General features: G+C 40.1%; 29 protein-coding genes and 2 pseudogenes. 14 read left to right on the top strand and 17 right to left on the bottom strand.

The annotated features are described in order from the left end of the window. Position 1: 1 nt before the first annotated feature. The 4 genes from D8Q48_RS11835 to D8Q48_RS11850 all read left to right on the top strand — a co-directional run bounded on the left by D8Q48_RS11835 (position 2) and on the right by D8Q48_RS11850 (position 4,202). Positions 2 to 2,464: a glycoside hydrolase family 3 C-terminal domain-containing protein gene (locus D8Q48_RS11835; protein ID WP_121056605.1), complete on the top strand. Its 2,463-nt coding sequence runs from the start codon at positions 2 to 4 to the stop codon at positions 2,462 to 2,464. Further along, on the top strand, positions 2,461 to 3,051 hold the full coding sequence (locus D8Q48_RS11840) for a hypothetical protein (protein WP_117991452.1): 591 nt from the start codon (positions 2,461 to 2,463) through the stop codon (positions 3,049 to 3,051). The genes D8Q48_RS11835 and D8Q48_RS11840 overlap by 4 nt, the downstream gene beginning before the upstream one ends. Before the next feature lie 96 nt (positions 3,052 to 3,147). Further along, positions 3,148 to 3,294 (top strand): hypothetical protein, encoded by a 147-nt coding sequence (locus D8Q48_RS11845; protein ID WP_243116290.1) that lies wholly within the window; start codon positions 3,148 to 3,150, stop codon positions 3,292 to 3,294. After that, entirely contained in the window at positions 3,291 to 4,202 is a 912-nt protein-coding gene (locus D8Q48_RS11850; protein ID WP_117991449.1) for a radical SAM mobile pair protein B, read from the top strand. Before D8Q48_RS11845 ends, D8Q48_RS11850 begins: the two co-directional genes overlap by 4 nt. A gap of 87 nt (positions 4,203 to 4,289) precedes the next feature. Here the strand turns inward: D8Q48_RS11850 and D8Q48_RS11855 are convergent, their stop codons facing one another. Then, positions 4,290 to 4,559 carry an Rrf2 family transcriptional regulator gene (locus tag D8Q48_RS11855; RefSeq protein WP_117991564.1) on the bottom strand — a complete coding sequence of 90 codons (270 nt, stop codon included), beginning with the start codon at positions 4,557 to 4,559 and terminating at the stop codon, positions 4,290 to 4,292. 53 nt (positions 4,560 to 4,612) lie between these two features. On the opposite strand from D8Q48_RS11855, the gene D8Q48_RS11860 reads away from it, so the two are divergent. Genes D8Q48_RS11860 through D8Q48_RS11870 form a run of 4 tightly spaced genes read left to right on the top strand, consistent with a single transcriptional unit; the run spans position 4,613 to position 6,877 of the window. Next, the gene (locus D8Q48_RS11860; protein WP_121056607.1) at positions 4,613 to 5,521 is read left to right on the top strand and encodes an NAD-dependent protein deacetylase; all 909 of its coding nucleotides are present in this window, start codon (positions 4,613 to 4,615) and stop codon (positions 5,519 to 5,521) included. Beyond that, complete coding sequence (locus D8Q48_RS11865; RefSeq protein ID WP_117991445.1) at positions 5,508 to 5,828, top strand: hypothetical protein; 321 nt, start codon at positions 5,508 to 5,510, stop codon at positions 5,826 to 5,828. The genes D8Q48_RS11860 and D8Q48_RS11865 overlap by 14 nt, the downstream gene beginning before the upstream one ends. A gap of 16 nt (positions 5,829 to 5,844) precedes the next feature. After that, entirely contained in the window at positions 5,845 to 6,021 is a 177-nt protein-coding gene (locus D8Q48_RS17235) for a hypothetical protein (RefSeq protein WP_172697005.1), read from the top strand. A 4-nt stretch (positions 6,022 to 6,025) separates the two neighbouring features. Continuing rightward, positions 6,026 to 6,877, top strand: a complete 852-nt coding sequence (locus D8Q48_RS11870) for an NAD-dependent protein deacetylase, SIR2 family (protein ID WP_117991442.1) — start codon at positions 6,026 to 6,028, stop codon at positions 6,875 to 6,877. A gap of 148 nt (positions 6,878 to 7,025) precedes the next feature. Here the strand turns inward: D8Q48_RS11870 and D8Q48_RS11875 are convergent, their stop codons facing one another. Next, positions 7,026 to 7,586 carry a helix-turn-helix transcriptional regulator gene (locus tag D8Q48_RS11875; RefSeq protein ID WP_121056609.1) on the bottom strand — a complete coding sequence of 187 codons (561 nt, stop codon included), beginning with the start codon at positions 7,584 to 7,586 and terminating at the stop codon, positions 7,026 to 7,028. 92 nt (positions 7,587 to 7,678) lie between these two features. Between D8Q48_RS11875 and D8Q48_RS11880 the strand changes: the two genes are divergently transcribed. From D8Q48_RS11880 to D8Q48_RS11905, 5 genes are all read left to right on the top strand, one after another. Then, on the top strand, positions 7,679 to 8,947 hold the full coding sequence (locus tag D8Q48_RS11880) for an ATP-binding protein (RefSeq protein ID WP_243116291.1): 1,269 nt from the start codon (positions 7,679 to 7,681) through the stop codon (positions 8,945 to 8,947). Positions 8,948 to 9,398: 451 nt separating this feature from the next. Further along, complete coding sequence (locus D8Q48_RS11890) at positions 9,399 to 9,857, top strand: Hsp20/alpha crystallin family protein (protein ID WP_117992055.1); 459 nt, start codon at positions 9,399 to 9,401, stop codon at positions 9,855 to 9,857. Positions 9,858 to 9,992: 135 nt separating this feature from the next. Next, entirely contained in the window at positions 9,993 to 11,039 is a 1,047-nt protein-coding gene (locus D8Q48_RS11895) for a J domain-containing protein (RefSeq protein WP_121056612.1), read from the top strand. A 144-nt stretch (positions 11,040 to 11,183) separates the two neighbouring features. Continuing rightward, positions 11,184 to 11,789, top strand: coding sequence for an SAM-dependent methyltransferase (locus tag D8Q48_RS11900; RefSeq protein WP_121056613.1), 606 nt, complete (start codon positions 11,184 to 11,186; stop codon positions 11,787 to 11,789). A 128-nt stretch (positions 11,790 to 11,917) separates the two neighbouring features. Next, entirely contained in the window at positions 11,918 to 13,270 is a 1,353-nt protein-coding gene (locus D8Q48_RS11905) for a M20 family metallopeptidase (RefSeq protein WP_118688910.1), read from the top strand. Between the two features lie 520 nt (positions 13,271 to 13,790). Here D8Q48_RS11905 and D8Q48_RS17575 read toward each other — a convergent pair. The 15 genes and pseudogenes from D8Q48_RS17575 to D8Q48_RS11985 form a co-directional block, all read right to left on the bottom strand. After that, positions 13,791 to 13,913 (bottom strand): hypothetical protein, encoded by a 123-nt coding sequence (locus tag D8Q48_RS17575; RefSeq protein ID WP_006573535.1) that lies wholly within the window; start codon positions 13,911 to 13,913, stop codon positions 13,791 to 13,793. 323 nt (positions 13,914 to 14,236) lie between these two features. Further along, on the bottom strand, positions 14,237 to 15,613 hold the full coding sequence (locus tag D8Q48_RS11920) for a virulence-associated E family protein (RefSeq protein ID WP_121056614.1): 1,377 nt from the start codon (positions 15,611 to 15,613) through the stop codon (positions 14,237 to 14,239). Next, positions 15,525 to 16,163, bottom strand: a complete 639-nt coding sequence (locus D8Q48_RS11925; protein ID WP_118689234.1) for a CHC2 zinc finger domain-containing protein — start codon at positions 16,161 to 16,163, stop codon at positions 15,525 to 15,527. The genes D8Q48_RS11920 and D8Q48_RS11925 overlap by 89 nt, the downstream gene beginning before the upstream one ends. A gap of 62 nt (positions 16,164 to 16,225) precedes the next feature. Further along, positions 16,226 to 17,761, bottom strand: coding sequence for a serine/arginine repetitive matrix protein 2 (locus D8Q48_RS11930; protein WP_191855124.1), 1,536 nt, complete (start codon positions 17,759 to 17,761; stop codon positions 16,226 to 16,228). Between the two features lie 181 nt (positions 17,762 to 17,942). Next, a complete protein-coding gene (locus tag D8Q48_RS11935; protein WP_003021642.1) occupies positions 17,943 to 18,326 on the bottom strand; it encodes a hypothetical protein in 384 nt (127 codons plus the stop codon). Between the two features lie 61 nt (positions 18,327 to 18,387). Beyond that, positions 18,388 to 18,957: a DUF6560 family protein gene (locus D8Q48_RS11940; protein ID WP_121056616.1), complete on the bottom strand. Its 570-nt coding sequence runs from the start codon at positions 18,955 to 18,957 to the stop codon at positions 18,388 to 18,390. 265 nt (positions 18,958 to 19,222) lie between these two features. Continuing rightward, complete coding sequence (locus tag D8Q48_RS11945) at positions 19,223 to 19,513, bottom strand: hypothetical protein (protein WP_005930793.1); 291 nt, start codon at positions 19,511 to 19,513, stop codon at positions 19,223 to 19,225. Next, positions 19,491 to 19,625, bottom strand: a pseudogene (locus D8Q48_RS17910) (ferredoxin); the annotation flags it as partial. The gene D8Q48_RS11945 and the pseudogene D8Q48_RS17910, both read right to left, overlap by 23 nt. A gap of 53 nt (positions 19,626 to 19,678) precedes the next feature. After that, entirely contained in the window at positions 19,679 to 20,428 is a 750-nt protein-coding gene (locus tag D8Q48_RS11955; RefSeq protein WP_121056618.1) for a hypothetical protein, read from the bottom strand. A 283-nt stretch (positions 20,429 to 20,711) separates the two neighbouring features. Next, positions 20,712 to 21,281 carry a DUF6560 family protein gene (locus D8Q48_RS11960; RefSeq protein ID WP_235837120.1) on the bottom strand — a complete coding sequence of 190 codons (570 nt, stop codon included), beginning with the start codon at positions 21,279 to 21,281 and terminating at the stop codon, positions 20,712 to 20,714. A 332-nt stretch (positions 21,282 to 21,613) separates the two neighbouring features. Next, positions 21,614 to 22,090, bottom strand: a complete 477-nt coding sequence (locus D8Q48_RS11965) for a hypothetical protein (protein WP_003023125.1) — start codon at positions 22,088 to 22,090, stop codon at positions 21,614 to 21,616. A 214-nt stretch (positions 22,091 to 22,304) separates the two neighbouring features. After that, entirely contained in the window at positions 22,305 to 22,613 is a 309-nt protein-coding gene (locus D8Q48_RS11970; RefSeq protein ID WP_071143748.1) for a molecular chaperone, read from the bottom strand. Beyond that, positions 22,591 to 22,839, bottom strand: a complete 249-nt coding sequence (locus tag D8Q48_RS11975) for a ferredoxin (protein ID WP_071143747.1) — start codon at positions 22,837 to 22,839, stop codon at positions 22,591 to 22,593. Before D8Q48_RS11975 ends, D8Q48_RS11970 begins: the two co-directional genes overlap by 23 nt. 109 nt (positions 22,840 to 22,948) lie before the next feature. Further along, on the bottom strand, positions 22,949 to 23,332 hold the full coding sequence (locus D8Q48_RS11980) for a TnpV protein (protein WP_071143746.1): 384 nt from the start codon (positions 23,330 to 23,332) through the stop codon (positions 22,949 to 22,951). Next, a complete protein-coding gene (locus D8Q48_RS11985) occupies positions 23,329 to 25,251 on the bottom strand; it encodes a recombinase family protein (protein WP_121056620.1) in 1,923 nt (640 codons plus the stop codon). The genes D8Q48_RS11980 and D8Q48_RS11985 overlap by 4 nt, the downstream gene beginning before the upstream one ends. A gap of 250 nt (positions 25,252 to 25,501) precedes the next feature. Here D8Q48_RS11985 and D8Q48_RS11990 point away from each other — a divergent pair. Continuing rightward, positions 25,502 to 25,936 (top strand): annotated as a pseudogene (locus tag D8Q48_RS11990) (3-isopropylmalate dehydrogenase); the annotation flags it as partial.

Genomic DNA, 25,936 nt, shown 5'->3' on the forward strand with positions numbered 1-25,936 from the left:
GATGAAAGAGGGATGGAAAACAGTTATGAAACAGCAAAAATTGGTTGAAAAGATGACAATAGAAGAAAAGGCAGCGATCCTCAGTGGAAAAACTGTCTGGCAGACCAGAGAAATTGACAGGCTTTCCATCCCGTCCATCTTTCTTTCAGATGGACCGCATGGAATCAGAAAACAGGCAGGAGCAGGAGATCATCTGGGACTGAATGCATCCTTAAATGCGACATGTTTTCCCACAGCAGCGACGATTGCAAACAGCTGGAATCAGAATCTGGGGGAAGAGATTGGACAGGCTCTTGGAGAGGAAGCAGCAAGTATGGATGTAAATATACTGCTTGGTCCGGGATTGAATATTAAAAGAAGTCCATTATGTGGAAGAAATTTTGAATATTTTTCAGAAGATCCATATCTTTCCGGGAAGATGGCAGCGTCATATATTCGTGGAATACAGAGTAAAGGCGTTTATGCCTGCCCGAAGCATCTGGCGGTTAACAGTCAGGAACTTCGGAGAATGGCAATGGACGCAGTTGTTGACGAACGGACATTAAGAGAAATATATCTGACCGGTTTTGAGATAGCTGTTAAAGAAGGACACGCAAAAGCAATCATGAGCAGTTACAACCAGATTAATGGGACTTATGCTAATGAGGACAAACATCTTTTGACAGATATCTTGCGCAAAGACTGGGGATTTGATGGAATTGTAGTAACAGACTGGGGCGGAAGCAATGACCATGTGAAAGGTGTTGCTGCCGGCTCAAATCTGGAGATGCCGTCCTGTGGGTACGATTCTGCAAGAGAAGTGATTGCTGCTGTCCAAAATGGAAAGCTGAAGGAAGCGGATTTGGATGAAAGAGTTGGAGAACTGGTGGATGCAGTGATGGAACTGACATCAGGGAAGGAGCTTTCAGATAAAAACTTTGACAGAAACGCACATCATCAACTGGCAAGAAAAGCAGCAGCAGAAAGCATGATTCTTCTGAAAAATGAAAAACAGATTCTTCCGTTGGATACAAAAAAATCCATCGCTGTTATTGGAGATTTTGCTTTTTCACCTAGATATCAAGGAGCAGGATCTTCTATGGTCAATCCAACAAAAGTAGAAGATATGGCATCGATTTTTCAACAATATGATTTGAATATTTTGGGAATGACAAGAGGCTATCATAGAAATGAAGATGTAGATGAGAATGATAGAAAGTTTGCATTAAATTTGTCTATGAATGCGGATATTGTAATTTTCTGCTTTGGTCTTGATGAGATCAGTGAATCAGAAGGACTGGACAGAACCCATATGCGTATTCCGCAGGATCAGATCGATCTTCTGCAGGATATTAGTAAGGTAAATGAAAATGTTATTGGAATACTGAGTGCTGGATCAGCGATAGAAATGCCATGGCACACCTGCTGCAAAGCAATTTTACATGGCTATCTGAATGGACAGGCAGGCGCTTCTGCAACATTGGATATTCTGACCGGAAAGGTGAACCCATCAGGAAGACTGGCAGAAACATATCCAATATCTTATGAACAGACACCGGCATTCCGATATTATCCAAGTAATGAGAAAACATCGGAATACCGCGAGAGTGTTTATGTAGGATATCGCTATTATGATACTTCAAAAGTACGGGTGCAATATCCATTTGGTTTTGGACTTTCCTATACGGAATTTACATATTCTGATCTTATTATAGAAGAAGAGGGAATCAAGGTTTCGGTTACCAATACAGGTGACAGAGACGGAGCTGAGGTTGTTCAGATGTATGTAGGACTTCCTAATGCAATCGTGTTCCGACCGGAAAAAGAACTGAAAGGTTTTGCAAAAGTTTATCTAAAGGCAGGAGAAAGCAGACAGCTCAGGATTCCGTTTGATGATAAGACATTCCGTTATTGGAATATAAAAACGGGACAGTGGGAAATAGAAACAGGAACTTATCAGATTATGGTAGGAGCCAGTGTTGCAGATATTCGTTTAACAGGTATGACTGAAAGAACAGGAAATAGTAATGGGTATCCGTATAATCCTGCAAAAATGCCTTACTATTATACAGGAATCGTGCAGAAAATATCAGATGAAGAATTTCGTGAACTTCTTGGCCATGAGATACCGAACAGAAGATGGAGTGGAAATCTGGAAGTCAATGATGCAATTTGTCAGATGTATTATGCAAAAAGCCGACTTGCAAGACTGATATATAGATGTCTCACAAAAATGAAAAAGAAGAGTGAGGCACAGGGAAAGCCGGATCTGAATATTCTTTTTATTTACAATATGCCATTTCGAGCGATTGCTAAGATGACTGGCGGAGCAGTCAGTATGGAAATGGTATATGGAATTGTCGATGCTGTGAATGGCCACTTTATGCTTGGAGTAAAAAAAGTAGTTGGCGGATATTTTAGAAACAGAAGAAATAATAAGAAATATGAAAAATTATTAAAAGGAGCCGGAGGAAAGTGCAGATGAATCATATAAAAAATATATGGAAATGTTTTGAAGAGAAACATTCTACTTTTGCAAAATGGCTTTATCAGATATTCTATTTTGTTATATTCAGTATGGGCGTGACAGTATTCCAGTATCTTGTATTTACATTTTTACCAGGGATTTTGGGAATTGGTCTGGCTGGTACAGAATTTATGTGGCCAAAGGTTTCCATGAATCTGTTTGGAGTAAAATTTACATGGAGTTTGCTGGGGTATAATGTATTGCGTGATGCAACGGGGAATATACTGATCGGTGGTGGACTTGGCTATTTTATCAGTTATGAATTGGGGTCATTTCTTGCACAGTGTATCAATTTTCCACTTCAGAGAAATATTACTTTTAAAAGTCATGGAAATCCTGTATATCAGGCAATCTGGTATTTTGTTGCATGGGTGGTAATTTCGCTGATTTGTAATGGATTTAATAATCTGTGGATGCCAGTTGCATCTGCATATGTGGCACCGGCAGTCTATAACATGCTTGTGACAATTATTACAGGTGGAGTTTCCATGGTGATTTTTTTCTTTGTGTTTAAAATTATTTTCCCAGAGGGGAAGGCTGAATAGAAGAAAATAGCAAGATGTTAGAAACTGGCATTAAAATGATGCAACCGGATATGATTTGGAACATCATAAAATCAACAAGGATAAAGGTAAAAAAATATGAATAAAAGACAAAAAGTTCTGATTGTAGATGATTCAAAACCGGTGTTTATGAAAGAGGATCTACTTCCCGTTATGGGAGATAATCAAATGATCCAGGATCTGCCCTCGGCATTTATCCGGGTTTTGGAGGAACAGAACGCATGAAAAAAATAATGGAAAAGGATATTCTGATCCGGGATGTAGAAACAAAAAATATCATGACTAAATCCAGTCTTCCGGTAGGGGGATATTCTGTCAATCCTTATGTAGGATGTACCCACGGCTGCAAATACTGCTATGCCTCTTTTATGAAACGGTTCACCGGGCATACCGAATCGTGGGGAACATTTCTGGATATAAAACACTGGCCGGCAATTAAAAACCCGAGAAAATATAAAGACCAACGGGTAGTGATTGGTTCCGTGACAGATGGGTATCTGCCCCAGGAAAAGGAGATAAGAAATACCCGCAGGATTTTAGAACAGTTAAAAAATAGCGGTGCAGAAATCCTTATCTGTACGAAATCGGATCTTGTACTCCGGGATATTGAATTACTAAAAGAAATGGGAAAAGTCACTGTCTCATGGTCGATCAACACATTAGATGAAAAATTTCAGGCAGACATGGATCAAGCTGTTAGTATCAGCCGACGACTTGAGGCAATGAAGCAGGTATACGAAGCCGGAATACGTACGGTTTGTTTCATTTCCCCAGTATTTCCGGGCATCACAGACTTTGAAAAGATTTTTGAACGTGTGAAAGATCAGTGTGACCTGGTATGGTTAGAAAATCTAAATCTCCGCGGTGGTTTCAAACAGGAGATTCTGGATTATATTCAGAAATGTTATCCCCACCTTGTTACCCTGTATGATGAAATCTATCGCAAAGGAGATCGAAGTTATTTTCGGGCATTGGAAAACCAGGCAGCACAGATGTCCCAAAAATACGACTGTCCTTTTGTAGACAACGAACTGCCTTATGGCCGCGCAGAGCCAGGCCATCCTGTAATCGTGGACTATTTCTATCATGAAGAAGTACGGGGATCGGAAAATACAGGGCGGCGCAAAAAATGATTGAATTAGTCGAGCTGTAAAAGAGGTGCCTCAAGAGACTGAAACAACTCATAGTTTTCCATGAATGTTACAGTCTCTTTATTATTATCAGTATACTCCACACTCTGGGTTGGTATCAATATCAAGATGAAGCAAAGGCTTTTCTCCCTCCACTGCCCGGTATATATCCAGCATAGTAATTTCATCCGCAGGTTTGGTAAGACAGGCGTTTGCCTGGCCTTGGATATTGGAGATAAGGCTTGCATTTTTCAGCGCGGCCATCAGCTGCCGGATATAGGCAGGATTTGTTTTTACACTTTTTGCAATCTGGGCACTGGTCAGATGCTCTTTTTCTTCTTGTAATTTATATTTTAACATGGTATAATTTGATGTAATTTTAATAATAACAACACAAGAAAGGAAAGTTAACCATGCAGCCAATGAAAAATATTGTTTTTGAAAATGCATATCAAAAAAATGCCCGGACCTTATTAGATAAACTTAATTCTGCTGAAGCCATTCTGGTAGGAGCAGCAGCCGGCATGTCCGCTTCCTGTGGCTATAATTTTTTCTATCAGAATGATGCGATATTTCAGAAATATCTGGGGGATTTCCATAAAAAATATGGATTTACCGGAGCCTTTAACGGATTTTACTATCATTATCCTTCCCCGGAAGCTCACTGGGCATTTCTTGCACGTATGGGCTATATGGAATATGAGTGTCCTACAGGACAGCCTTACTACGATCTCATGGAACTCCTTGAGGGTAAAAACTATCATATTATGACCACCAATCAGGACTTCCAGTTTACCCGTGTGGTGTCCGAAGAAAAATTAAGCGCCATCCAGGGTGATTCCCGCTATTATCAGTGCAGCCGCCGATGTCATGACCAGATTTATTACAACAAGGATATGGTCTATGCCATGAATGCAGCTATTGACGAGAATCTGTGTATCCCCGTCAAAATGATCCCCCGCTGTCCAAAATGCGGAGCCCAGATGGAGCCCTGGGTACGGGGATATACATTCCTGGAAGGTGCCAAGTATAGAGACGAATACCGGAAGATCAACGAATTTCTGGAAAAGAATAAAGAGAAGAAGATCCTTTTTCTGGAGTTGGGCGTAGGACGAATGACCCCTATGTTTATCCAAGAACCTTTCTGGAATCTCACATACTCCCTGCCTAAGGCGTTTTACATTACCATTAATCCAAAGGACGCCCTTCTTCCTGGAGAAATAGAACAGAAGGGGCTGGTTATCAAAGAAGACATTGCCCTAGTGCTACAGGAGGCAGTGAGGGTAAAGAAAGAGGAAAACAAGGAGCATGGAGAAGCATAGTCACAAGGACATAGAATCCCTTGTCCGGCTGCTCACAGATGCTGATGCAGTGGTAGTAGGCGCAGGTTCCGGACTATCCAGTGCTGCGGGATTTAACCATTACCACTGGGCTCCTGCACTAGAAACACATCTGGGAGAATTCAAAGACTACTACCATTTCACTTCTCCTTTTGCCGGATTTTATTACTGTTACTCTTCTCTGGAACAGCAATGGGCCTACTATACAAAATATATTTACAGTATGTGGCATCTGCCTATAGGTCAGCCATATCTGGCTCTTAAGGCTGTACTTGCCGGAAAAGATTAGAGAGAGGACACCGGGGGTGATCAGACTGCCTTTCTGGGATATGACGGTCCGTAACAGTCAGGTGTTTTACGTCTGTCTGAACCAGGAAGCCTTTTCTGCTCCGGAACATTTAAAAGGGAGAAGTCTTTACCTGCAAGGCAATCTGGCAGATATATTAAAAGAACTTCGGACACAGTTGGAAAAGGAGAAATAACATTATGGAAGAAAACTTCAGAAATATTTATAAAGCTATCCAGGAAGCAGACGCTCTTCTCATCGGCGCCAGTAACGGATTTTCTATTTCGGAAGGATACAATATTTTTGCAGATGATCACTGGTTTCAGAAAGATTTCGGAGATTTCCGCAGCAGATACGGGATCAGAAACATACTGCAGGGATTATTCTTTCAGTATCCTACAGAAGAATCTAAATGGGCATTTTTCAGCAGACTGATCAGCCGGAAATGTTATCTGGAACAGCCCGGTCCTGTAATGGAGGATCTGTATCGTCTGGTTGGTTCCAAAGATTATTTTATTGTGACCTCCAATGGCGAGGACCATTTCGTGCCTGCAGGATTTGACAGGGATAAGGTCTTTGAGATGGAAGGCCGTCTCACCCAGTCCCGGTGCCAGAATGGATGTGGAACAGGTCCTTACGAAAACCAGAATGAAATTCTCAAAATGGCGAAAGCTGAAAAAAACGGACAGATCCCCTCAGAACTGGTCCCCTGCTGTTCCTGCTGTGGAGGGCCAGTTACGGTCAATATGGCAAACAGCAATGCATTCTTTCAGACCGAACAGTTCCAGAAGAAAATGCAAGACTATCAGAACTTTATTAAGAAATATCATGGTAAAAGACTAGCAATCCTGGAATTGGGCGTGGGATGGCGAAACCGTATGATCAAAGAGCCTTTCATGAGTCTTGCTGCTTCTGAACCTGAAGCAGTTTATATCACCTTCAATAAAGGAGAAGTCTATATTCCTTCAGAAATTGCCGGAAAGTCGATCGGGGTAGATGGAGATATTGGGGAGGCGCTGAAAGAAATATGTCTGGCAAGAGAGAACCTATAGGGTTGTTTATATATTTCTATTTGGGCAATTAATTTTTCTGAATGGACAATGCAAAAAAGGCACTGAAAACCGTAGAAATATTGGATTTTCAGTGCCTTTTCCATTACTTAAAGAGAAAAAATATAATAAATTTAAGTTTCGCTAAATTCTATTCGTTTGAGCATCGCCATTGCTTTGACGGTTCACGTTTTCCACAATCATCACAAGTTTGCGGCCAGTTGATTTTCCATTCAAAATATTCATCTCTGCTAATCGCACCAGATTTCAGTTCTTCTTTTCTAAGTGTCCATTCTTTTAGAAAATCATTGAGAATCCCATAATTAAACCACATGCCAACAGGTGGATGAGCAGGCCAGCTATCAGAATTATGGTAGCGGATAGCGGTATCCTCACTGGAATTTACTTTTTCGTCTGGATAAGTCTCCAATTGAAAGAGATTGATCATGCTGGGATTAAATTCGTCAATCCAGAACAGGATTTCCATCAGTTCAGAAGCATTCATCGTAGTTGGCTCATGTAGTGTCAGTGGGTTTACATCCAGAATCTTAGCCATTTCTGCAACCAGATCTTTACGGGGAACCCGGTAGTTGGTTTCGTATTGGGCAAGGCGGTTTGCCCCTTTATCGCCCCAGCCAAGAGCAGCACCGAGTTCAGCCTGTGTCATATTCCGGAATGTCCGGATTTTTTTTATTTTATCACCAATCGTCATATCAGATTTCCTGCTTTCTATTTGATAATTCCATTTTACTATCAAAATCTCAGAATGTAAACAGAAAGATTCGCAAATAAGCGAATAAAATAATGGATGCCATTGCCAATGCCGTATCAGACAGCTGTGAACCGGCAATTATCCCGGATATCACTTTACAGACGGTTGATGGAAAGACTGTTATTGTGGTAGAGGTTTCTGAGGGCAGACAGCGCCCATATTATATTAAAACTCTTGGCAGAGATGGCGGTGTATATGTCCGTGTTGCCGGAACTACCCGTCTCGCTGATGAGTATATGATGAAAGAATTGTTGTTTGAGGGCAGTAACCGTTACTATGATCAGGCTTTATGTACTGGGTTAAATGTTACAGATGAAGATATTGATGCCCTTTGCAAAGCTATGAAAGAGCAGGCTGTCAGAAATGCTCGTACAGAGGAACAGAAAGCATCGATTAAAGATGTGGGAAGACAGCAGTTGCGTTCCTGGGGAATTTTAATTGAGCGTGATGGAAAGGATTATCCATCCAATGCGTTTGCTATTTTGACAGGCAACGGAGGACTTCATGTTGCAACGCAATGTGGTGTGTTCAAAGGTACAACGAAAGCAGTATTTGTTGACCGTAGAGAATATACCGGTCCGCTTTGGGAGCAGATAGACGAAGCATTTCAGTTTGTTCTGAGAAATATTCATTTGGGTGCTACTATTGTGGGAATTTATCGCCAGGACGTTTATGAGATTCCACCGGATGCCATTCGTGAGTTGATTATTAATGCTATGGTACATCGTAGTTATCTGGATCATGGTACCATACAGGTTGCTGTATATGACAATCGATTGGAGATTACTTCCCCAGGAAAGTTGCCAATGGGACAAACGATGGAGCGTATGAAAGAAGGCTATTCTAAAATCAGAAATGAAGCTCTTGCGCATGCGTTTGCTTACATGAACCTGATTGAGCATTGGGGAAGCGGTATTCCGAGAATTATTGATAAAGTAAAAGCTTCTGGACTGCGGGAGCCGGAGTTTATTGGTGGCGAAGTTGATTTGCGTATCAATATTTATCGAGGTCAGATTGATAACAATAACGCCATGATTAACGCCAGTGGCGTTGAAAATGGCACTATTGGCGTCAATGATGGCACTGATGGTGATGAAGTGCCGTTTAATAAGGAACAGACGCAGCTTGAAAAGTTGTTGCAGATTATAGAGAAAAATCCGTCTGCAACACAGGCGTATTATGCGGAAGAAATGGGTATATCAAAAAGAACGGTTTCTCGAATGTTCGCTTCTTTACAGGAAAAAGGTAGATTGGTACAGAGCGGAACAAAACGAAAATCAAATTGGAAAATTATAAGGTAGGAGGACAGCATGGATACAGATAAAATAATACAAGATCAGACGAATATATTTTTCCAAGATTTTGTCGTTAAAATGTGGTCAAACCAAGAAACCTCCGTGCGAAAGTAAGTGAAAAATTCCTGTGAAATAGTGGCATACGCCATGCACAGCTCGGGAAAGACTTCCCTCGCTGTCGGGCTGTCGCCCTATAAAATAGCAAAAATAGACGCCTTTGCAAGTAAACTAGCAGGGCGTTTTTTTCACCATTCTGCATGGTTCGTAGCGTTCACAAAATCTTCACAAAAAATTAGCACTCATCTATTGACAGTGCTAATAATAGGTGCTATAGTACAAATAGAACAAAGGAGGAGGGAAATAAAAGAGAAAGCCTCAGATCCGAAAGTTCAAGAACTCAACACTTTTGCAAATCAAAAGTGCTAACATATATGGATTCAAAAAGGAGAGATGACTTATGTTAAGACCTAGTATTTTTGGAGAAAGCTTTTTAAATGATTGGAACGATTGGGATAACTGGATGAATTTTTCACTCCCGGATGTGGAGAAAAAGTTGTATGGAAAACATGCAGCACATGTAATGAAAACAGATATTAAAGAACATGATGATGCATATGAATTGGTAGTAGATTTACCGGGATTCAAGAAAGATCAGATTCAGGTAGAATTGAAAGATGGTTATTTGACTATCAGCGCAGAGAAAGGTCTTGAAAAAGACGAGAAAGAGAAAAAAGGAAAATACCTCAGACAGGAACGTTATTCAGGAAGCACAAGCCGTACATTCTATGTAGGTAAAGATGTTACAGAGAATGATATTCATGGAAAATTTGAGAATGGTATTTTGACACTCGATATCCCGAAGAAAGAGGAGAAGAAAGAAGTGGAAGCAAACCACTTTGTAACCATTGAGGGATAGGATAAAAAGAGCTCCCTGGGAAGTCCTGGGGAGCTTTTTCTAAATAAGAGGAAAATTTTATGTGTTGTTGATTTGAAATAAGTTGATAGATGCTGTTAAGGCAATGCTTTGAGAAAATATCAGGAGGTGATATAAATGGCAAAGAGGGATTATTATGATGTATTAGGGGTTAGTAGAAGTGCAAGTGCCTCAGAGATCAAGAAAGCTTATAGGAAGCTTGCAAAAAAATATCATCCTGATACGAATGCGGGAAATAAAGAAGCAGAACAGAAATTCAAAGAAGTTACAGAAGCATACAATGTATTAAGTGACGAAGAAAAGAAAAAAATGTATGATCAGTTCGGTCATGCAGCATTTGACGGAAGTGCACCAAATGGTGCATATCAAGGTAATGCAGGAAATTCGGGTTTTGGTGGTTCTTACAGCGGAGCATACCAAGATGCGAATGGCGCTTACCATGAATATCATTTCAACAGCAGTGACATGGGGGATATTTTTGGTGATATGTTTGGAAATATGTTCCATGGCGGTGAAAGTGGCAAAGGTTTTGGCAGTTTCAGAAGCGGAAGTGCCGATGGTTTCAAAGGTTTTGGCGGCTTTGGAAATAGTGGAAGTCAGGGCTTTGGCGGGCAATATTATAAAAATGCACCACAAAAAGGTTCCGATATCCACGCAGATGTAACAGTAGGATTTGACGAGGCGGCATTTGGCTGTGATAAGATAATTACATTACAAAATCCATCAGACGGAAGCAGTCAGTCATTAAAAGTACACATTCCGGCCGGTATTGATACCGGAAAAAGTGTACGGCTTCGTGGAAAAGGCCAGCCGGGATTTCAGGGCGGTGAAGCCGGAGATTTGTTTTTGAAAGTAACAGTAGCGAATAAACCTGGATATGAGCGAAAAGGTGCAGATGTCTATACAACAGTACAAATCCCATACACAACAGCTGTGTTTGGAGGAGAAGCAAGAGTTCACACGCTGTATGGAGACGTCATGTGTAAAATCAAAGAAGGAACACAGTCAGGAAGCAAGATTCGATTAAGAGGAAAAGGAATTGTTTCCATGAAAAATGCATCCGTGCATGGAGATCAGTATGTCACAGTGGAAATTCAAGTGCCGAAATATTTGAATCAGGAAGCAAAAGAAAAATTAAAAGAATATCAGAGAGCGTGTGCGTGATAAAAATGATAAAAATAGTACACGCGGATAATAGAAAGAGACTTTACACTATGCTATAATATTTACGATAAAGGTAGATAGTGTAAAGTCTTTTTTTGCTTTACACAAAAGCCTTTTCATTTTACACAAAGGAAATAAATAAAAATGTCGAATGTAAATGAGTATAATTGGGATAAGTTGTTAAAAATAAAAACAAGTGGCAGAGATGATACAAAAGCAGACCAATATTGTTATCCGTATGAGCCTACGCCATATTGTGTACTTGAGAGACTGGCAAACAGCGGGTATATCAAGAAAAATAATTGCGTGATTGATTATGGCTGCGGAAAGGGCAGGGTTGATTTTTTCTTATCTTATCAGACAAGATGTAAAAGTGTCGGAATAGAATATGATGAACGGATTTACAAAGATGCCTGCAATAATCAAGACACTGCAGTTTCCGGTTCAAGAACCGAATTTTTACTTCAAAAAGCAGAAACATATTCATTAGAAAAACAAGAAGACAGAATGTTTTTCTTCAATCCATTTTCAATAGAAATATTAAGAAATGTAATAGCTCGAATTGTTCAATCATATTATGCAGAACCAAGACAAATGTTGTTATTCTTCTACTATCCGTCAGATGAGTATATTGCGTATCTGATGACGGTAGATGAACTAACATTTGTTGACGAGATTGAGTGTATGGATTTGTTTGAAGAAAACAATAAACGTGAACGAATTATGATTTTCGAGATAGGAAATGAGTAGAAAAGTGATGAAATCATATGACACGGTGTTGAAAATTTTGCCGGAAATTGTAAAGCATGTGGATATTTGTTATAATAAAAAATATTTGCAATTCAAAGGGGAAAATACAAGTAGAAAGGAATAGAGAAATGAAAGAAAAAATTCATGCATTGACAGAAGAAATGTTGGAGAATATGGGGAGATTGGTAGCAATTGATTCTCAGCTGGGGACACCAAAGGAAGGGAAACCATTTGGCGAGGGACCAGCAAAAGCTCTGGAGGAAGGACTTAGGATTGCAAAAGAGCTTGGATTTAAAACAGTAAATCTGGACAATTATTGTGGATATGCAGAGATGGGAGAGGGCGAGGAAATCATCGGAATCGCAGGACATCTTGATATTGTTCCGGTAGGTGGAGACTGGACTTATGATCCATTTAAGCTTACAAGAGATGGAGATTATGTATATGGACGTGGAACAACAGATGACAAAGGTCCGGTTATAGAGGCACTTTATGCAATGAAATTGTTGCGTGATTCTGGAATTAAAATGAATAAACGCGTCCGTCTCATTATGGGATGTAATGAGGAGACAGGATCAAAATGTATGGAACACTATAATGAGGTGGCAGAAGAATTATCCTGCGGATTTACTCCGGACGCAAGCTATCCATGTATCCATGGTGAAAAAGGACATATGGCTATGATGGCATATTCAAAAAATACAAAAATCATTTCCATGAATGGTGGATTTGTTTCAAATGCTGTATGTGATACATGTACAACAGTGATTCCAAGTGAAGCCGGTCTGAAAGAAAAACTTGAGAAAACATTTGCTGAAACAAAACTCCAGGAATATAAATTGACAGAAGAAAATGGAGAAATCAGCATTTATGCAAAAGGAGTACCGGCACATGCAAGTACCCCAACTCTTGGTGTAAATGCAGCAGGCGTGACATGTGAGTGTCTTGAAAAAGCAGGTTTTGAAGATGATTTTGTAAAATTCTATAATACACATATCGGTACTGCATGTGATGGCGCAGGTGTAGGACTGAAAATTGCGGATCAATATGGTGATCTGACATTTTGTAATGGAATAGTTAAGACAGAAGATGGTGTTATTTCATGCACAATTGATATCCGAGTACCGGTGACATTGAAAGCAGAAGATGTCCGTAAAATGTGCGAAGACAAATTAGAAGATGAGAATGGCCGCATTGAGATATTAGAAATCGGAGATCCATTATTCTATCCAAGAGAATCACCACTTGTAAATGCTTTATATAAAGCATATGTAGATGTGACTGGAGATACAGAGAATGAGCCAATGGTAATCGGCGGTGGAACTTATGCGAAATCATTGAAAAATATAATTGCATTTGGACCGGAGAAGGTTGGTATGGATTATCGTATTCATGGTGCGGATGAATTTATTCTTGTTTCTGAGATGGAGGAAACTGTGCTGATTTATATGGAGGCAATTAAGAATTTGCTTGCTATTTAGTTCATTAAGTTGCTATTTAGTTCACGACAACCCCAAGCAAGAAAAAGACTATGCATTCCTGCTCAGCTTCGTCGGGCAAGCCCGACTCCAATTCGCTGGATTGCATAGTCTTTTTCTTGCTTTGTGGTGTACTGTGATCGAAATAGGTGGAGCAATGATGGATTTACTTTTCTGGGGTCTGAGAATACTTCCCACGTATCCTTTGAGTTCTATTTGCTTCACAACTTGAGCCAATACATTACTTACAAAAAAATTGATATAAGAAATTCGAGCGAATATGGAGTGAGCGTTGGAGACACTTAGAGCATAAATTTACGCTCTTATGTGTCACCCGCTCATGGAATCTGAGCAAGAATTCTTATATCAATTTTTTGTAAGGAACGTATTGCTGCCCAGTGAACTAAATAGCAACTTACCCTTTACACAACACAAATTTCATGCTATGGTATTCCTACATCTTCAGAGAGCTTCTTTTCTGAAAGCTTTTGTCAAGGGGGTGCGTGGATATTTTTCGTATTACTTACGCAGATTCTCTCTCTGCTTCTGCCTGAATAATGCGTTTCAACCTGTCCTCAGCAGTCAAACCGCTACTATGGTCAAAAAACACTTTGACTTTATAATTTGTTTTGCCTTGCTTAATCACAAAAACTCCATCCGGTTTGTTTTTCTCCGAATGGTTATTTTGGGGTGGGTAGTGTACTGTTCACAATATTTGTCATACGATATTCCTCCTTGAATGAAAAAGCCCGACAAGGAAAGGTCTGACAACGAAGTTCCGACAACGGACATCAGAAAACCTTTTTTCTTTATCGGGCGATACTATCTTTTTACTATTTCCTTTTTCTTTATAATATTGGTTGTCATGGTTGTCAGAGAGGGAAAAGTGCCGCAATATCAAGGCTTTCGGGATTTTTGCCCGACAACCAGACCGACAACCGGCTCGACAACCGAAGCGACAACGGGCTTTTATTTTTGCTTCAACCATTCTTCCGGAAGTCCTAACTGTTCCATTTCCTCTGTCGGGATTTCTTGAAAACCATCCATGCTGTTGTCAGGCTCGTTGTCATTCCTGATACGCTCCCAGCCCTTTTGTCGGCGGTAAGGCTCTGGAAAATACCTCGGATTGCTGAACGCCCTCCAGCCTGTGACAGCGTTATTCATAATGTCGTTGATCTCTCGCAGCTCCCATTGTTTCGGTTCGTCATAATCATGCCCCAGTGCTTCCTTGTAAAGCTGCTTAGAGCAGACTATGCTGCCGGAATAGCGTTCCAAATAGTCTAAAATCTGTCCTGTCTTTGTGTCCTCCGGCATAAAGTCCTTTTGGTGGGCTTTCAGATAAGCGTTCATAGCCGGACTGAATCTCAGACGGAAATTGCCACTTCTGTAAATCTCCATAGCTTCTGCCCACATCTGATTGATATACTCTCTGGAAGCCTGTTCATCTGCCAAAATATGAACCTCAGCCCTTTCAGGATAGACCATAACCGGAACGAAGCGGCGGTTGCCTGTTCGGTCAAGGGGAAGAAAGTCAAGGGTATTAGAAGAACCTCCAAACACACATTGTCTTTTTCTGTCTGCCGGATGTGTTTCATAGGGTATCTTATAGGTTTCCTTTTGGCGGCTCAGAAAGGACTTGATTTCTTCAATGCTCTTAGCGTTGGTGGTTGCAATCATTTCCGACATTTCAATAATCCAATGCCCCTGCATTTTGCGGTACACATTTTCATCATCCAGCTTTTTCAAGTCATCAGAGAACCAGTCATCATTGACCGCAAGCAAACGGAAGAAAGAGGACTTTCCGGCTCCCTGACCGCCCACAAGACAGAGCATAACCTCAAATTTGCACCCCGGCTTAAAAGCTCGTGAGATAGCACCCAGCAGAAACAACTTCAATGCTTCATAGGTGTAATCATCTGTATCAGAACCGAGAAAGCGGTGCAGACAGAAGCGTATGCGTTCTGTTCCGTCCCATTGCAGGGCATTAAGAAAATCACAGACAGGGTGGTAACGGTTTTCGTTGGCAATAACCGCAACTGCGTCTATGATTTTCTTCTCTACGGTCAATCCATAGTTTTCTTCAAAATATAGGAGCAGATATTTCACATCCACATCCGTCAATGTCGGGCTATCACGATACCAGCCGAGGGGCTTCACAATATCGATTCTTTCGGTCAGAAGATTTTTTCGGATAGCCCCTTTCAAAAGTGGATCATATTGCAGAACACGCTTATAATTTGCGGCAGTATTATAAACCTTACCTTTCTCGCTCTGCTCTAAGCTGTTTCGGATTTCTTCTACTGTACATGGTTCTGTCTGCTGACAGTTCTGCAATTCGTTGTTCAAGTTTCAACACCTCCTTTCTCTGTTCTGCCACAAGTGCTTTTCGTTCCTCCAATGAACCATACAGAAGAATATCAAGCAGATATTCGATATAGTTCTTCTTATGCAGTGCTTCTGCAAACAGGGGATTCCATTCCTCATCCGGCTGTTTAGGAGCGTATTTCTTTTCCCATTCTCTAAGAAGATGAAAATAATCTGTCAGCACCTTGTAGCAATGATTTTCTTCTTTTTGATATTTCTGCTCCGGTGTCGGATCACGAATACGAGGGCGAATACTCGGCTTTTGTCGGCTGTCATAGTTAAGACCAAAATCTTCAGCAAGTTTGACAGCAGCTTCCCTCAGCCCGATACCGAATAGCTTCGCTGTGAGATCAACAGCGTCTCCGGTCACTCCGCAGCCAAAACAGTAATAGCGTTCATCCAGCTTCATACTGGGGGACTTATCCGAGTGAAACGGACAGCACGCCATACCTGTGCGACCCACTTTCAAGCCATAGGCTTCTGCGGCTTGTCGGGCAGTAACATTTTCTTTTACAACTTCAAATACATTCATGTGACTCCTTTCCTGAAACAAAAAAAGCACCTGTCATTTTCAAAACGAAAATAGCAAGTGCCTTAAAGTTCCATATCCTGTTTTTTACTTTTCGCCGGAATTGTCCGGCTGACTTCACGCTCTGCCATTTCCTTCTTCTTGCGGCTCAACTGCTCTATAATGGAACTTTTGGCTTTCTTCTTGATTTGCTCCGTTCCGGCTTTTTTGACCTCCGGTTTCATCAGCGTAGTTTGGATTTTCTGAATGGTTGATTTCATAGCATTTGTGATTCGGGCAATCACTCCATCCAATCGTTTCACTGCATACTCAACTTCTTTCTTTGAAGCCTTACGCTCAGGGGAGAGAACCCATGCCTTAGACTGCTCCACCAGCTTAATATCCTCCTTGTGCGTTTCCAGTTTCACAGTATCAGCAACGACCTCAACCGCCTTGTCATAGGCAATATCGGCAACCTCATCCACCAGAGCTTCCACATCCTCAATCTTCATCGTGAGTTCTTCCAATTTTTGCTCCTGTGCTGCCAGTTGCTCCTTTTGCTTGAAAATAATGTAGTCCTGTTTTTCCAGATAAGCACGACCACCATATTCCGGTTCTTCTTCCAGTTGTAAGCCGTGCTTTTTCGCCACATCAAACAGCAGCACTCGGCAAGCTGAATCGAAAGTCATCTTGCGGTTGTTTTTTCTTCCGACCGGCTTCTCCGGTTCCGGCAGTTCAAACCCCAGTGCTTCCAAAGCCTTTTCCTGTTGTGGGGCAATCTCCCCATATTGATTTTCACAGTCGAACACATGACACTCGTGAATATGAGGGGTGCTTTCATCCAAGTGCAGCGCCCAATTCAAGATATGGACATGAGAACCGAAACGCTCATTTACGATTTCCATAAATTCTGTGACGATCTCAATGAGCAGTTCCGGCGGAACATGATTGTCAAGTGTTCCAATCTGATAGACCGTTTCCTCTGGACAGGTCTTTTTGCTTTTGAGTAAATCTCCGGTTTCCTTATTTCTTTCAGGGTGTCGGTTCTTCACATTTCTTTCGTTCTGTCCGGTTACAAAATCACGATACCGCTGACGATAAAAAAGCTGTTCCACATCTTCAAAAGTGGCAGACAGCTCATTTTCCTTTTCGGAATTTTTGAAATTGCGGAAGCCATTGTAACAGTCCCAATAGAGATTTTGTTTGGCTCGCTCTTCGTCAATGTGTTCGCTGTTGGCAATGTCAAAACTGCGGTCATTGTGCTTCGGATTATAAACGCCATTCTTTCCGGCTCGTCCATTGTGCCTTGTTAATTTCACATGAATTCCTCCTTTTCTTTTTGATTTCCCCGACAGGGGAGAAGGGCAGCGAAGCTGATTCCTTGCGGCTTTCTGCGTCAAGTAATACCCAGTATTAAGTGGCGAGACGCCACTTAACTGGGCAAGGCTGCCGCCCTTGACCTGCACAGGGGTATTGCATTCCCTGTACCCATGCACAAAGGGTTGCACCCTCTGTACTCCCGCCCGAACAAACTGACTTCGCCCCGTCCCAAGCTCCGTCAGTTCCTTCGGTTTTACAAAACAGTCCACCGGACTATTTTGCAAAAAGAAAAACCGACGCATGATCGCTTTACGCTCAATACATCGGTTTCTTCATCTGACCTTAACGTTCATATTCAGTTGTGGCAGATTACGGATAATCTGCAAATGGATAAACAAAAACGACCAACTATGTAGCTGATCGTCCTTGCGTGGTTGCCTTAAAAAGTAGTTGATAAACACCCTACTCTTGAAAAGCTCGTTGTCATTTACATCTATTATTTTTGAATAGAAAAATTCCTTTATAGATGATAAAAGGAATTGAACCGATTACTCCAGCAAGTGTATAAATCGGGAAAGTAACAAATCCAATTATAATTTTAGGTGCGATAGGAGTTAGCCATTTCTTAACTAAACCACTATAAAAAATCAAACCTGTTGGTATTCCAGCAAAAAGCAATCCAAAAGAAAGAATACTTCTTGTAAATCCTAATGGTTCAGGAACAGACATATTTTGACTTGTCCAAAACGCAATGTACTCAGGGTCACTAAGCTGATTCATTTGATTAAGTGCTACAAAATAACCAAGTACACAACCAATAATTAAAAATAAACATATAAGCAATATTTGTTTCAACTCTTTTTTCATATTTCATCTTCCTTTACGGTCATATTCAGTTGTCTAACATCGTACTGTTATAAAATCTATGTCATTTACGATTTTTCTTATGCTGATTTGCCCAGTAAGATTTTACAGGGATTCTTCTTCTTTTTATGTCCTCCATAAATTCTTCTTTGTCAATATTACTATCAATGGTAAATAATTTTTCTCCATTTACATATACACGCATAGAACCTTTCTTTCTCTCGCAATAGGTAATATCTTCAAAGTGAAAAGTTCTCTTTCTGCCAAAAGTTGAACGCCATGTGATTTCATCTCCGTTCACTTCCAGTTTCCACATAATCATATTCAATGAGCCGATTAAAGAAACAATAAAGAAAATGCTAAAAACGAGTGGTGGAAACAAATCATCTTGTTGAATAGCACTGGCTACCGTAGCTCCCCCAAAAAGAAACACCGCCAATACAAAAAACATAGTAAGTACTTTTTCGGTTTTTATTATATAATGCGTCCTTATTATTCCCTTTTTCTGTTCTTCCTCTCGTTTTTTAGCTCTCTTTTGTTGAAGATTTACAAGATATGTCAAAAGAAGAAGTACAACTAAATAGGGACCTATTTGTGTAATTATATTCAAACACATTCGTAAAAAACCATTCATTTTTTGCCCTCCATAGTTCCAGCTATATAAAAATGATTGTTTGAAATCGAGTATTAAAAACCTCAATTTTTCATATCTCATTATACTTCATCAACTTAAAGAATGGAAGAAAAAATTTTGTGTACAGAGTTCCTGTTCAAGCCTTGTAACGCACAATTCTGCAAAATCCATAGTCCCCGATACTTTCCTCACAGGCGATAGGCAACGGTCAAAACATCAGGTCTGCACCTGACATTTTAACCGCATATCAGCCCTGATTATCACATTATCCCTGCTGGCTGTTCAGCCCATGCTTTTTCGCATATTCACTGGCTTTCTGTCTGCGTTCCTCACTGTAAGGCGGCAGGAAACGGATAGACAGACGGGACTTTGCCAGCTCATAAGAAACACCGCCTTGAACATTGGATTTTTCCAGTCGGCAAAGGTCAGGGTACTTCTTAGCAAAAGCAGCCAACCTCTTTTTCAATCCGGCGTTGTGGGTGTAGATATTTGCCTTGTCCTCGCCCTCATTAAAGAGAACGATTGTTTCTTTCTCAATCTTCGTCAGTCTCGTCATAGCAGCCCTCCCTATGGTTTTTCAACACACGCAGCTTGCAGTAAAAGCAGCGATACCACCTTTCAACACCCTCAGCACTCAGCTTGACGGAAAGCATATAAAACAGTTTCTTCATCTGACCTTGACGGTCATATTCAGTTGTGGCAGATTAGCCAATTTGAAAAATTACTCTGGCACATCTACTGAGTAGCTCAGACAATCGCCTCTTTTATTGCTTTTCAAATCGTTATAATACCACATATACATCGTTCTACCATATTCTTCATATTCTATAATCCCATCTGGCTTTTGACCTTCTACTTCTAATGAGTAAATTTCTTTATCATGTGCATAGCCAAAAACGAATCTGGTATCCGGATAATTTGGATTTAAGTCTTGTTGAATATCACTTATTGTTAAAGATAAATGGATAAATTTTTTGAAGTCTCCCCCGTAAGTGGTATCTGGTGTAGTGGTAGCTGGTGTAGCATTTACAAACGCATATTGTGTACTTTCATTTTCTATCTTTTTTTTGCAGCTTACAATCACAAAACCTTGAACGGGATCGTTATCACTTCCTGCCCGATAGAAAACCGTATCATACTGTTTGCCATTCCATATATGCAATATTTCATCAACATGATTAAGAAAATCTTCTGGAGCTGATAAATTTTCATGTTCTGCTTTTAAGGGGGAATTCAAAATAGCTTCTTCGATAGAGTTATAATATGTAAGTTTAGAATCGTCTTTGCCATTATCTGTCAACTTAAACTCAATATACTCATTTCCTTTGTTTTCTTCTTCCGGAACATAAGTATAACGACCATTTTCAATATGGTCATCATAATCAACAAACAGTCCAATACATATCAGCGCTGCAAAAATTAAAAAAACTATTCCTATAATGATTAGCAATATTTTCAAAAATTTTTTCATACAAAAGTCCACCTTCTTGCTTCATTTCAGTAAATTATATCATACCGACATGAACAATTCAATTCACACTCTATCAAGTAGTTTTTTACTTACCCGTAACGCGCATTTATGCAAAATCCATAGTCACCGATACTTTCCTCACGGGTGATATACAGTCGGAATTCTGTCAGCTCATGTAAGAAAAACCGACGCATGATCGCTTTATGCTCAATACATCGGTTTCTTCATCTGACCTTGATGGTCATATTCAGTTGTTTAACATCGTACTGTTATAAAATCTATGTCATTTACGATTTTTCTTATGCTGATTTGCCCAGTAAGATTTTACAGGGATTCTTCTTCTCTCTATATCCTCCATAAATTCACTATCATCAACACCGCTGTCAATAGTGAATAATTTTTTGCCATTGACATATACACGAATAGAATTTCCCTTCATCTCGCAATATGTAATATCTTCAAAGCGAAAAGTTCTCTTTCTTCCAAAAGTTGAACGCCATGTGATTTCATCTCCGTTCACTTCCAGTTTCCACATAATCATGTTCAATGAGCCGATTAAAGAAACAATAAAGAAAATACTAAAACCAATTGGTGGCAATAAATCATCTTGTTGAATAGCACTGGCTACCGTAGCTCCCCCAAAAAGAAACACCGCCAATACAAAAAACATAGTAAGTACTTTTTCGGTTTTTATTATATAATGCGTCCTAATTATTCCCTTTTTCTGTTCTTCCTCTCGTTCTTTAGCTCTCTTTTGTTGAAGATTTACAAGATATTTCAAAAGAAGAAGTACAACTAAATAGGGACCTATTTGTGTAATTATATTAAAACACATTCGTAAAAAATCATTCATTTTGCCCTCCATAGTTCCAGATATATAAAAATGATTGTTTGAAATCGAGCATTAAAAACCTCAATTTTTCATATTTTATTATACTTCATCAACTTAAAGAATGGAAGAAAAAATTTTGTGTGCAGAGTTCCTGTTCAAGCCTTGTAACGCACATTTCTGCAAAATCCATAGTCCCCGATACTTTCCTCACGGGTGATATACAGTCGGAATTCTGTCAGCACATGAAATAAGAAAAACCGACGCATGATCGCTTTACGCTCAATACATCAGTTTCTTCATCTGACCTTAACGGTCATATTCAGTTGTGGCAGATTACAGGTAATCTACAAAAATTATTTTTTCCATATAACTTCACCACAATGCGGACACTTTTTGGGAATGATTAAATTGCTATTTTCATATTGAATTAAAGATATTTTCTTATTCTTGCGGTCACAAATATCTTTAACTTCTTTATTTACAAGACTACCTCCTTCTTCTCCTAAATATCCCAAAGTAGTCTTATACCATGGAAATTTTCCTTTACATACAGGGCATTTCCATAAAAACAGGAAAATGTATTCAAAAAAGAAAGACACCAACCACATCAAAAAGGTTAAGAAAAATATGACTAAGCAAACAAGTCTAATATAATTAGGCAACACTCCTTTTATAGGCAACATTTCTTTTAGGAAAACCGCAATCCCCCCTATAGCAAGTGATGGCACACAAATATATGGCAAAATACGAAATATTTTTTTATTCACTATACTTATCTTGTTTAATGAAGAAATATTTTTATATACAAATTCTACCTTACTTTTTTCCATATATACTGCCTCCCGAAAAGCTCACTTCTAAAATTATCTTTTGTCTATTATACTTCATCAGCCTAAAGAATAGAAGAAAAAATTTTGTGTACAGAGTTCCTGTTCAAACCTTGTAACGCACATTTCCGTAAAATTTATAGTCTCCGATACTTTCCTCACAGGCGATAGGCAACGGTCAAAACATCAGGTTTGCACCTGACATTTTAACCGCATATCAGCCCTGATTATCACAGTATCCCTGCTGGCTGTTCAGCCCATGCTTTTTCGCATATTCACTGGCTTTCTGTCTGCGTTCCTCGCTGTAAGGCGGCAGGAAGCGGATAGACAGACGGGACTTTGCCAGCACATAAGAAACACCGCCTTGAACATTGGATTTTTCCAGTCGGCAAAGGTCAGGGTACTTCTTAGCAAAAGCAGCCAACCTCTTTTTCAATCCGGCGTTGTGGGTGTAGATATTTGCCTTGTCCTCGCCCTCATTAAAGAGAACGATTGTTTCTTTCTCAATCTTCGTCAGTCTCGTCATAGCAGCCCTCCCTACGGTTTTTCAACACCCTCAGCCTGCGGTAAAAGCAACGATACCACCTTTCAACACCCTCAGCACTCAGCTTGACGGAAAGCATATAAAACAGCTTCTTCGCCGCCGGATCGGGTGCAAGGGCAGCCACCATACGCAAACGCTCGACAGTTGCTTTCAGGTTCGGACAGCCAAAGGCATAAAGGGCTTCCATTTCATTCCGGTTCATCTTCATTGTGTTTTCCTCCTTAAAGTTTGATAAATGAAAAGCGACAGACACTTCATAAGGAAATACCTGTCGCTTCGTTGACGATATAAAATTGTTGGTTTTGGACTTGATAAAATCAGCAGTAAATCATTTCCTGTCTGATGATTTCTTCGGCTCGGTTACGGATAGAGTTCATGGACTGTACCCACAACATCTGATTGTCTGCTTTCATGGTTTCGGTCACACCCTCGGCTTGTTTCATCTGCTCAATGATAAGGCTGCACCTTTCCGCTGCCTGTTCGTTCAGGTCAGCAAGGTAAGTATGCAGTTCGCCGGATAAACAGAGGGCAGATAACCTTGCAGGGCGGTACTGCTCCAAATATGTCCTGTGCAGTCTGCCCCACATACCGATAGGGCGGTGTTCCTCCGGCAGCTTCAAGTCCGGCACATAGTAATCGCCCACAAGAACATAGTCCAGACCATTGCTTTCATCATGGATTCGTGGTTTCAATTCTGTCATGCTATTTTTTCTCCTTTCACTTTTTGCCGATTTGATTTGCTTGTGGCGTTCTGTTCAAAACACACATTGCTATCAGAGCTTTTTTCTTCTGGTATACGCTCATGCTCCGCAAATTCTTTTGATTTCTCACGAATCTTTTTCATATACTTACGATTGGATTCTCGTTTTCTGCGAAGTCGTTCCGCCTCTTTTTCAGCAGCAATCCTTTCTTCCTCGGTTGGTTCATGCTGCTCCACAGGTACTTGAAATTGCCCGACATAGTTAAGATATATCTCCACCTCTGTGGTGCGGTCTGCACCTTTTCCTTGTGGCTCGTGAACCAGTATTTTGTCGATAAATTCATTTATCATGGCAGGAGTAAGTTCTGTAATGTTCTCATACTTTTTAACCAGCTTTAGAAAACGCTCCATATTATTTTGACCGCCTATAATCCGTTGCATATCAGCGGTGTCAGTCTCAATAATCTTGTTCAGCTCGTTCTGCTCATTTTCATAATCAGTAAGCATACTCTGAAAAAGTCTGTCCGGCAATCTTCCAATCACATTATCTTCATAGATTTTCCTGATAAGCATATCCAGTTCGTGAACTCGCTTCTGATTTCTTTCAATGCGGTTTTTTACAGTTTCAGAAACAGCAATATCTTTCATCGCCGATTCTTCTTGCAGAGAATAAACAAACTCCCGCTCATTCAAAGAAACATAATGGCAAGTCTCCTGTATGGTTTTCAGAATGATGCTTTTAAGTGCTTTTGTTGAAATATGGTGGCAAGTACAATGTCGGCCATACTTCTGATAAGCAAGATTATATGTGGAACATTCATAACAATCTGCCGGATTTGAATGGCTTATCCGCTTTTCGCCTTTGGTAGTATAGTATATTCTTTCACGCCCTTTTCGTTGTCTGTGATTATACATCGGCGCACCACAGTCAGCACAGTAAATCTTTCCGGTTAGAACATTAGGCTCGCCCATAGGATCTGCTTTTCTTACATTCTGTCTTAACTTTTGAGCAAGCAGCCATGTTTCTTCATCGACAATAGGCTCTTGTGTATCATCAAAAACCACCCAATCTTCCTTATCTGCCCTTTTCGTCTTTTTGTCCTTATAGGAATTTTTGAATGTCCTGAAGTTGACAGTCTTTCCGATATACTCTGGTCGGGAAATCAGAGTAGTAACCTGATTTCCTCGCCACATATACGGATTTTCTTTGTCATAGTTGCTTGCATGATTTCCAAGTCCCTTTTTGCCAAGATAATAAGATGGTCTTTCTATTTTTTCTTCTGAAAGTTCTCTTGCTATCTGATAAGGTCCTTTTCCCTCAATAGTCATGCGATAAATTCTGCGGACTACTTCAGCAGCTTCTTCATCAATAATCCAATGGTCGGGGTTTTCGGGGTCTTTCAAATAGCCGTATGGTGGGATATTACTTGTATGAGCGTTGCCGGAAGAACCTCTGGATTTCAGTACAGCTTTAATTTTCTTACTTGTGTCCCTGACAAACCACTCATTCATAATATTCAGAAAAGGGGCAAACTCACTGGTTTCTTGACGGTCACTGTCAATACCATTATTGATTGCTATAAATCGAACTTCCTTTTCTCTAAACAGAATGTCAGTGAAAAAACCTACTTGCAAATGGTCTCTGCCGATTCTGGACATATCTTTGCAGATACAGGCAGTGATTTCTCCGTTTTTAACACCTTCAACAAGTCTGTTCCATGAAGGTCTGTCAAAGGTCGCTCCACTCCAACCATCATCGGTAAAATGAACAAGATTCGTAAAACCATGTTTCATAGCATAATCTTCAAGCATTTGCTTTTGATGAACTATACTGTTACTCTCTCCAGCATTATCATCATCACGAGACAGTCTTTCATACAAAGCAGTAATGCCATTGCTTTTATCTTTTTTTCTTCTCATGCTGAACTCCTTTCTTCAATTCCTATCCACTCCTTACGCTCACAAAATATCACATCGCTGAATTTTCTAAGCCGCAAGGCTCTCATCTCGGGTTTCGTATTCCGAAACATAATCCGATATGAAAAGAAATGCTTTTGACAAGTTGATAATCGAGGATTTCTATGTTGTTTTTCACTTCTGTGATATTTTTTGTTGTCTCTTTGTCATTGCATTAAGTAACTGAAAACTTTATAATGAAAGGAGACTTTAATTGAAGAAAGATACAAAAGATACGATTCAATGGCATCCGGCTTTTCAGGCATCAATCCAGATTGAATTTGAAGCCGAAGCTGAAAAACTCACCTTTGAGCCGGAACATTTATTATCGAAAAAGCCCATGCAGATGGATGAGTTGATTATCAAAGTAGCTGAAAATGAAGTGATTCACAAGAATATCGGCAGGATTTTTAAAAGATACAATATCATTGAATACAAAAGTCCGGATGACAATTTAACAATTAACGATTTTTACAAAGTGTATGGATATTGCTGTTTTTATCAGTCCGACACCGACAAAATCTGCGAGATTCCACCACAAGAATTAACTATTACTTTCATATGCAACCATTTCCCCATAAAGATGATTCAGCATCTAAAGGACTTTCGAGGATTGGACACCGTTCCTATAGATGCCGGAATTTATTAT

Source organism: Ruminococcus sp. B05 (assembly GCF_003628495.1).
In the GTDB taxonomy this organism is placed as follows: Bacteria; Bacillota; Clostridia; order Lachnospirales; family Lachnospiraceae; genus Schaedlerella; species Schaedlerella hominis.